This is a genomic window from Bacillota bacterium, from assembly GCA_040754675.1.
In the GTDB taxonomy this organism is placed as follows: domain Bacteria; phylum Bacillota; class Limnochordia; order Limnochordales; family Geochordaceae; genus Geochorda.
The window spans coordinates 1-6,540 of the sequence record JBFMCJ010000227.1 but is presented as its reverse complement, the minus strand read 5'-3'; the positions used below and the strand labels follow the sequence as shown (position 1 = coordinate 6,540).

The window sequence follows — 6,540 nt, the reverse complement described above, 5'->3', positions numbered from 1 at the left end:
AGCAGGAACCCATTGGGGTCACGGACGGCAAACTCGGTCATCGCGTGAAACGTTGTGTGCCGTTCCTGGACAAGGTCGACCCGGCCTCCCAAGCGGGCGTAGAGGTCGTCGAGGCCCTCCATCCGGATGTACAGCGTGAGGGCCCCGCCCGCCGGCGCGTCCTTCAACGCGGGGATTTCCCGGCTCAGGCTGGAGCGCGACTGGAACATGATCTCCACATCGCCGCTCCTGACGCTGGCCCAGGCGAGGCCGTCGCCTTCGGGGACGCTTTGCTGCAGCGTGAACCCCAGCGCCTTCTCGTAGAACTTCACCGTGTCGGCCACGTTCTCGACCATCAGGTTGGGTGTCAGCCTCTTCAGCGCCACGGTCGTCCCAGCCTCCTTCTCGGCCCGGTAAACGCCCGGGCGTGTGCATGACCTGGCCACCGAAAGGAGCGTATCATTGGATCCCTGACATCGGGGTGTCAGCTTTGCGAGGAGAGGAGGTTACGGATCCGTGCAAGTCGAAGACATCCATGGGATCCTGCCCATTCTAGAAACGCCTCGGTTGATCCTAGGGAGGATCACGCAGGAAGATGCGCTACACCAGTTTGAGCGGACATCGGACGAGGAGATGACACGGTTCCTGACCTGGGGTCCTCACAGGACGCTCGAGGAAGCGCAGGCGGCGCTCCGCTACGTCCTGGGGCAGTATGAAACGATGCAGGTCGCTCCTTGGGGCATTGTCCTCAAGGAAACCGAGCGAAGCATCGGCGCGTGCGGCTACCGCTGGTGGTTTCCGAATCACGGACGAGCGGAGGTGTCCTACATGTTTCACAGGGGATACTGGGCAAGGGGGTGAGTTCACGCGCCTCCATTACCCCTGCTACTGGGGTTACGACATCCTGTTCGCTCTGAAGGTGATGACGGAGGCCGGCTTCATCGGAGATGGGCGGTGCCAGGAGGCCCTCGACCTCTTGGAGAGCAAGCGCCTTGCGGGCGGCGGCTTCCCGGCGGAGGCTCGCTTCTGGCGCCTGACGGAGCGGCGGACGTCCGGCCGGGAGCTGGTCGACTGGGGGCCCACGGGCTGCACCCGGCCCAACCCCTGGATGACGGTGGACGCCCTCTACGTGCTCAGGGGCGCCGGGCGAGTGCCTGCTGTTGATATCCGCCTCCGGGGCGGCTCTTTCGAATGCGCCAGACTCTGGGGAAAGAGCATCGCAAGGAGTATCGGGAGCAGCCTTACATCTGCGGCGTCGTCCGGAAGAACTATCCCGGCGCTCTCCGTGCCACGCACGTCTTCAAGGTTCAAGACCGCGGCAAGCTCATCGCGGCTCTTGTCAAGCTCCAGTACGCTCGAGACATCTGGGGGAGCCGTCTATTTCTCATGGTCACGCGGGAACGAGACCTCCCGCGCATTCAGCGTCCGGTCGCCCCGCTTCTGGCCGACACATTCCGCCGCATCGCTCGAAACCTCGTGGTACTCAGCGCGGACCGTGCGGAGGAGCTGTGCGACTCACTCACCGTCACGAGGGACTGATTGCGAAGCTGCTGGGTTGAACTCTTATGGGCGTTCTCTACTACTGGCGGCCTGACAATTACGCGCGAGACCGGCAGTTCGGTTTCGGCCTGCATCTCAACCAAAACAGTCCACGACTGCGGGACCTGAAACCCGGAGACCACGTGTGGGCGTTCACACGCCGCCGCACCGATGGTTTCTATGTGCTGGCGGCCGATCTGGTAGCGATCGCTACCACCACCAACCGCCCGAACTATCGCTACGGACGCTACCGGGTCTGGGCCGATCCAGACCGGAGCCGATACTTCGATATCGACCGGGCGCCAGACTTCGAACCCGTTCTGCGCCGCCTATCCATCCAGGCGGATGCGCGAGTGCTCGCCCAGGCGTTTCAGGGCCTGGCGGCAGTGCGCCCGATTACGCCGGCCGATGAAGAGCTGCTCATGCGGGCAAGTCTCTACCCACCCACGCTGCAGGTCGCAGGCATCTATCCTGAAGACCTTTTCGAAGCAGCGCTTCTGTTCGGCCCCGAACGTGCCCGACAATTGCGCGTCATGGACGAGTCAGATGAACGCTACCGGGGACGCCATGAATACCTGTATGCGACGGTAGACCGTACCCGCTCCTCCCTCCTCGTCGAACACCTCCACCAGCTTTACAACGGCCGGTGCCAGGTGTGCCGGATCGATCCCGGGCGACGCTACGGGGTGCCCCTGGCCCAGGGTCACCATCTGATCTGGCTTTCCATGGGGGGAGACGACGTATTGGAGAACTTGGCGCTGCTGTGCCCGAACCACCACCATGCCGTACACCGCGCCAGGGCAGCTTTCGACTATGAAGGGCTGGTCTTCCGCTTCCCCAACGGCTTACAGGAACCTCTGCGGCTCAACCTACATTTGCCGGTCGCTTAGTACTGCTTCGTCACATCGTCAGTTTGTGAAGCCAGTGGAGTAGGTCGACCGCGAACCCTATCAGAAAGACCAGGATATGCGGGGTCAGGGTCAGACGATGCAGGAACGCCAGGCTGGGCCGAGGAGGCCAGACGCGGTCTTCCATGGAAGACCGCTCCGGGTCGCCCATCAGCCACCGGCCGACCGCCCGCAGCGGCGGGGGGAGCGACCTGCTAGCCCGTAGCATGAAGCGAATCCTGCAGCCTCGTGATGCTAGCCCCATCCGGGGATAAGAGGGTGCCGAGCCGCTGGATTCACGGCAAAGGCCACGGAAGGCGCCGAAGACCTGGACGTGCAGGCGCCGAGGAACCCTCCGGGGTAGGGGGAGCGGGATGGCAGGAAGGGGCGCACGGGAACTGGGGAGGACCTCCCCGGCCCCGGTGTTACGGCACCGGGAGCAGCCGGTGCGTATCACCGCGGAAACGGGAAGTCGCACCGAGCCGGGTGGGCGTCGGATGGGGTGGTAGTACCGCTAGAAGGGCAGGACAACCCAAGCTGCCCCGAGGGAAGCACCCTTGCTGCATCCTGCGCTTGACGCTGAAGGGAAAGGTCGGCGAATGCCATCACCGGCTAACGACGCCCTCGACACGACCCGGGAACTTCAGATCAAGCTTTACCGAGCGGCCAAGCGGTCGCCGACGCGACGCTTCCATATTGATAGGAAGCGTCCGGTATGGCGTCGTGCATGCTGCGCGGTGAAGGGATGCAGTTGAGCCGTGTGAGGGTAAACCTCACGCACGGTTCTTGGAGCGGGAGAGGAGACCGGGCATGGCAAGCACTGAGGCACCCCGATCACCGAAAGGCGGGGCAACGGAGCGGACCTTACCTAAACCACGGCGCCTCTCCTCCACTCGACCGAGGTGGTTCAGCAACTCTCCTTATACCAGTCACAAGCCCTCCAGATCCCTGACATGGGCGTCGAGGTCGTAGACTTCCCAAGGAACTTCCTCGCGGGCAGCTTTGAGTTCCGTCAGCGATTTGGGCTGTCGACCAACGATTCGGCTGTAGCTCTCCAGATGCGGGACCTGGGATTGAAGAACCTGGCGTCGGCCGACGGGAACTTTGATCGAGTGCAGGGGATCCTGCGGTTCGGCCCCTCTGACCTCGAGGATGCGCCAGAGGGGTGACACCCATGCGGATTGTCCGCTCGCAGTCGGCAGCCGACTTCCTCAAGCTGGTTTGAGCGACGCCAGCGCCTGCGTGGCGGCGCTGAGCCGGCGCCAGCATGAAGAGCGCAGCCGAGCCGGAGGGCCCCAGGTGAGCGAACACGTTCAAGGCGACGCCAGAAGTGCTGATGTGCCTTTCGGGCCGTCGAGGCCGCCAGCCGCGCACGGCCAGGCGGCTCCTGCCCGGCAGGCCAACGGACTCGCGACGCACCCTTGACGCAGGTCATGGATGGCTGTGAGCGGCATCATTTGTCGGACGGGGCCGCCCTGAAACTTTCGACGGCGCCCCTGACTGCATCTGTCATCTGGGGACTCTCTCCATCCGGGGCGCTGTCGCGCCGAATTCGAGGCGCGCCGTAGCCAGCGCCTGCACCAGGTGACGGTCGTGGGTGACGAAGATGAGCGTCCCGGCGTACGAGCGCAGCGCGTCGATGAGCACGTCCTGGGTTTCGATGTCGAGGTGGTTGGTAGGCTCGTCCAGCACCAGCACGTTGAAGTCGCCCAGCAGCAAGCTTGCCAGCAGCACCTTGGCCCGCTCGCCGGCACTCAGCGTCCCGACGGGACGCAGGGGCGTCTCCTTCTGCACCCGCAGCCGCCCCAGCACCGTTCGCACCAGCGTCTCGTCCCGCCTGCCCTGCACCAGTTGCTCCAGCGCCGAACGTCCCCAGTCAAGCCGGCGGTGCTGCTGGTCGAAGTAGCCGATGCGGGCCGACGGGCTGACGCGCACTTGCCCGGCCGAGGGCGGCAGCTCCCCGAGGATGACTCGCAGAAGCGACGTCTTGCCACACCCATTGGGCCCCAGGATGGCCAGCCGCTCGCCGGGCTCGAGCTCCAGCGACAGGCCCTCAAACAGCACCCTTCCCCCCAACTCCAGCGACACGCTTTCCAGCACCACCTGTGTGTGCTAGTTACGATGAACGAGGCCGGCCCCCGTTCACGACGAACGTAGGTTACGTCCCGAGGGGGACGCAGAGCTACAGCGTGAAGGAGGCCGGCGAGTGGATCATATCACGAAGTTCGTAGGCTTGGACGTTGCGAAGGAGACCATCGCGGTGGCCGTGGCCGAACGGGGGACGGCCCCGCCCCGGTACCTGGGGAGCGTGCCCAACACGCCGGAGGCCGTGCGCAAGCTGGTCCGGCGATTGGGTCGGCCAGAGGCGTTGCTGGCCTGTTACGAAGCGGGGCCGACCGGCTACGGACTGTACCGGCTGTTGACCGGGCTGGGGGTGCGATGCGTGGTGGTCGCTCCGTCGCTCACCCCCGTCCGGCCCGGCGACCAGGTAAAGACCGACCGACGCGACGCCCTGCGGCTGGCGCAGCTGCTGCGAGCCGGCGAGCTGACGCCGGTCTGGGTGCCCGGCGAACAAGAAGAGGCGCTGCGGGACCTGGTGCGGGCCCGGGAGGGCGCCAAGCGCGACTTGCGGCGCGCCCGCCAGGAGCTGACCAGCTTTTTGCTGCGCCATGGCGTACCGGCACCCAAAGGGACCACCCGGTGGTCCCGGATGTTCATGCGGTGGCTCGATACGCTGAGCTTTCCCCATCGGGCCACGCAGGTGGCCTTCCAGGAGTACCTGCATGCGGTGCACGAGCTGCAGGCCCGGGTCGAGCGGCTCGAGGCGGAGATCCATGCGATGGCCACCGAGAGCCGGCATGCGCCGGTCATCCAGGCGTTGCAAGCTCTGAAAGGGGTCCGGGAGGTCACGGCGGTGACGCTGGTGGCCGAGATCGGGGAGTTCTCACGCTTTCGCAGCCCGGCCCAGCTGATGGCGTATGCGGGGCTGGTGCCACGAGAGTTCTCGAGCGGCACCCAGACCCGCCGGGGTGGGGTCACCAAGACCGGCAATGCCCACGTCCGGTTCGTACTGGGGGAAGCGGCCTGGGCGTATCGCCACCGCCCCGCCGTCAAGGCTCCCTTGCGGGCCAGGCAACAGGGGGTCGATCCCGAAGTCCTGCGGATCTCCCTCAAGGCGCAGCAACGGCTACACCGCAAATACTGGCGCCTGCTCGGCAGGGGTAAGCCCTCGACCGTCGCGGCGACCGCGGTTGCCCGCGAGTTGCTGGGGTTTGCCTGGGCCATTGCCTGCCACGTCGAGGCGCAGCGGACTCGCGTAGCGGCCTGACCGGACGACCAGGGGGCGACAGCGGGCGTTTCAAGGTTTCAACAAGGATCCAGCCGGCGGGGTGAGCCGGACTCGACCGGGAACCGGTGGGGGGAACCCTCGATTTCGGCTATGCACACGGCGCTTGAGTCGTACGTGCGCTTCTAGTTCGAGGCAGCTCCCTGACGGATGGCGTAAAGTGCGGTAACCAACCCGCGGATATCAGACTGCCAACCGTCGACGACATTTCCGGCCCGGCTCCACCCCGGCGGATCAGAGCAGGGGGTTGACGGCCTCGTTCATATCAGCCGAAAAGTGACCCACTTTTCGGGGTTGTGCTACTCGAAAAGTTGACCACCCTGAGGCCCTCCCCGGTAGACTGGCGGGGTTGCCATCCACTGCCAGTCACGGGGGAGAGGAGTTGCTCAGGATGGTCGATATCGAGTCTATCCGCAAACTGTACTTCGTCCAACGCTGGTCCATCCGCAAGATCAGCCGAGAGCTCGGCTATTCGCGCCAAAGCGTCCGCAAGGCCATCGCCAGCTCGGCGCCTCCCCGTTACCACCTCCGGGAACCCAGACCGCGGCCGGTCGTCGGCCCGTACCGGGGCGTCATCGAGCAGTGGCTGCGGGACGACTTGGAGGCACCCCGCAAGCAGCGGCACACGGCCCGGCGCATCTACCAGCGGCTCGTGGCCGAGTACGGCTTCACCGGTGGGGAGTCGACCGTTCGGCAGGTGGTGGCCGAACTCCGAGGCCGACAGGTCGAGCCCTACATCCCCCTGGTGGCCGCCCCGGGCGAGATGGCGCAAGTCGATTGGGGTCCGGC

At 65.5% G+C, this 6,540-nt stretch carries 9 protein-coding genes; 6 read left to right on the top strand and 3 right to left on the bottom strand.

The genetic code is table 11. The annotated features are described in order from the left end of the window. A partial coding sequence (locus AB1609_13295) for a VOC family protein (GenBank protein MEW6047435.1) occupies window positions 1-365 on the bottom strand: 365 nt, incomplete at its 3' end. Between the two features lie 130 nt (window positions 366-495). Between AB1609_13295 and AB1609_13290 the strand changes: the two genes are divergently transcribed. From AB1609_13290 to AB1609_13280, 3 genes are all read left to right on the top strand, one after another. Then, window positions 496-840 (top strand): GNAT family N-acetyltransferase, encoded by a 345-nt coding sequence (locus AB1609_13290; protein MEW6047434.1) that lies wholly within the window; start codon window positions 496-498, stop codon window positions 838-840. Between the two features lie 330 nt (window positions 841-1,170). Beyond that, window positions 1,171-1,518: a hypothetical protein gene (locus tag AB1609_13285; protein MEW6047433.1), complete on the top strand. Its 348-nt coding sequence runs from the start codon at window positions 1,171-1,173 to the stop codon at window positions 1,516-1,518. 26 nt (window positions 1,519-1,544) lie between these two features. Continuing rightward, window positions 1,545-2,408, top strand: coding sequence for an HNH endonuclease signature motif containing protein (locus AB1609_13280; GenBank protein MEW6047432.1), 864 nt, complete (start codon window positions 1,545-1,547; stop codon window positions 2,406-2,408). Between the two features lie 10 nt (window positions 2,409-2,418). Here AB1609_13280 and AB1609_13275 read toward each other — a convergent pair whose 3' ends face one another. Further along, window positions 2,419-2,634: a hypothetical protein gene (locus AB1609_13275; GenBank protein ID MEW6047431.1), complete on the bottom strand. Its 216-nt coding sequence runs from the start codon at window positions 2,632-2,634 to the stop codon at window positions 2,419-2,421. Window positions 2,635-3,358: 724 nt separating this feature from the next. On the opposite strand from AB1609_13275, the gene AB1609_13270 reads away from it, so the two are divergent. Further along, window positions 3,359-3,574, top strand: a complete 216-nt coding sequence (locus AB1609_13270) for a hypothetical protein (GenBank protein ID MEW6047430.1) — start codon at window positions 3,359-3,361, stop codon at window positions 3,572-3,574. A gap of 340 nt (window positions 3,575-3,914) precedes the next feature. Here the strand turns inward: AB1609_13270 and AB1609_13265 are convergent, their stop codons facing one another. Further along, entirely contained in the window at window positions 3,915-4,493 is a 579-nt protein-coding gene (locus AB1609_13265) for an ATP-binding cassette domain-containing protein (protein MEW6047429.1), read from the bottom strand. 118 nt (window positions 4,494-4,611) lie between these two features. On the opposite strand from AB1609_13265, the gene AB1609_13260 reads away from it, so the two are divergent. Together AB1609_13260 and AB1609_13255 are read left to right on the top strand one after the other, a co-directional pair. After that, window positions 4,612-5,733 (top strand): IS110 family transposase, encoded by a 1,122-nt coding sequence (locus AB1609_13260; protein MEW6047428.1) that lies wholly within the window; start codon window positions 4,612-4,614, stop codon window positions 5,731-5,733. A gap of 409 nt (window positions 5,734-6,142) precedes the next feature. Then, window positions 6,143-6,540: IS21 family transposase (locus tag AB1609_13255; protein ID MEW6047427.1), on the top strand; the 398-nt coding region annotated here is incomplete at its 3' end.

Bases quoted from the DNA above. Each gene is read 5' to 3' on its own strand.
- AB1609_13285 (MEW6047433.1), top strand. From the start codon at position 1,171: ATGCGCCAGACTCTGGGGAAAGAGCATCGCAAGGAGTATCGGGAGCAG.
- AB1609_13280 (MEW6047432.1), top strand. From the start codon at position 1,545: ATGGGCGTTCTCTACTACTGGCGGCCTGACAATTACGCGCGAGACCGG.
- AB1609_13275 (MEW6047431.1), bottom strand. From the start codon at position 2,634: ATGCTACGGGCTAGCAGGTCGCTCCCCCCGCCGCTGCGGGCGGTCGGC.
- AB1609_13270 (MEW6047430.1), top strand. From the start codon at position 3,359: ATGGGCGTCGAGGTCGTAGACTTCCCAAGGAACTTCCTCGCGGGCAGC.